This window comes from Alcanivorax sp. HI0083 (assembly GCF_001635175.1).
In genome coordinates this window covers 1-1,001 of sequence record NZ_LWFX01000444.1, presented here as the reverse complement: position 1 = coordinate 1,001, position 1,001 = coordinate 1, and the positions used below count along the sequence as shown (strand labels likewise).

Annotated in this window: 2 protein-coding genes; one reads left to right on the top strand and one right to left on the bottom strand. The window is 61.1% G+C overall.

Annotated features, from left to right (window positions below):
- The coding region (locus tag A3754_RS04580; protein ID WP_156496789.1) for an MBL fold metallo-hydrolase at window positions 1-546 on the bottom strand (546 nt) is incomplete at its 3' end.
- Between the two features lie 45 nt (window positions 547-591).
- On the opposite strand from A3754_RS04580, the gene A3754_RS04575 reads away from it, so the two are divergent.
- The coding region (locus A3754_RS04575) for an alcohol dehydrogenase catalytic domain-containing protein (protein WP_156496788.1) at window positions 592-1,001 on the top strand (410 nt) is incomplete at its 3' end.

The window sequence follows — 1,001 nt, the reverse complement described above, 5'->3', positions numbered from 1 at the left end:
ACGCTCCCCATTAATAGTCAGCGTGTCACCCTCGGCCACCAACTCGGGGCTCTCAGGCAAGGGCATCACCACCCGGCGAAAACCGTTCCCCTTGCCCGCCACCTTCGCCAGGTCTTCACCTTTCAACCCATGGCTGCCCAGAAAGCCCTTGAAGCGCTCAATGGTCTGGGCATCGGTGGCATCACAAATACTGGTGGCCAGTTGCCACTCGCCGCGGCTCATAATCACCGGCGCCTGGCAGTGCTGCTGCAGCCAGCCGGCCATGCCGAGATGATCCGGGTGGTAATGGGTGACGATGATGCGGGTCACCGGCTTGCCGTCCAGTTGCTCGGCCAGAAGCTGTTGCCAGATTTCCCGGCTGCGGCGGACTCCCAGCCCGGTATCCACGATCACCCAACCCTGGTTATCTTCCAGCAACCAGAGATTGATATGGTCGAGGGCGAACGGCAGCGGAAACCGCAGCCAGTAAACCCCATCGGCCACCTTGAAACGCTGGCCTGCCGGCGGCAGATCAGTAAACGGGTAGATTAATGGGGACGTGGTCATAACGTTTTCCTTCTACTGCTAAATACGGCGAATAGGAGCACAACCATGCGCGCCTGGTGTATTGAAGATAAGCAACTGCAACTGGACACCCTGCCCGACCCGCAACCCGGGCCGGAGGAAATCCGCGTACAGGTCAAAGCCATTGGGGTTAACCGTGCAGACCTGTTGCAAGTGCTGGGCCGCTACCCGGCGCCACCTGGCACCAGCAGCCGTATCCCCGGACTCGAATATGCCGGCGTTGTCAGCGCCGTGGGCGAACGTGTGCAACAACGAAAAGTCGGCGACGCGGTGATGGGGCTGGTACCGGGCTGCGCCTATGCCGAACAGATCATCACCCATGAACGCGAAGCCCTGACCATGCCGGAAGGCATGGACTTTGCCCGCGCCGCCACGTTGCCGGAAGCGTTTCTGACCGCCTACCGGGCATTGTTTCTGGAAGGCGGCCTGCAACCGGG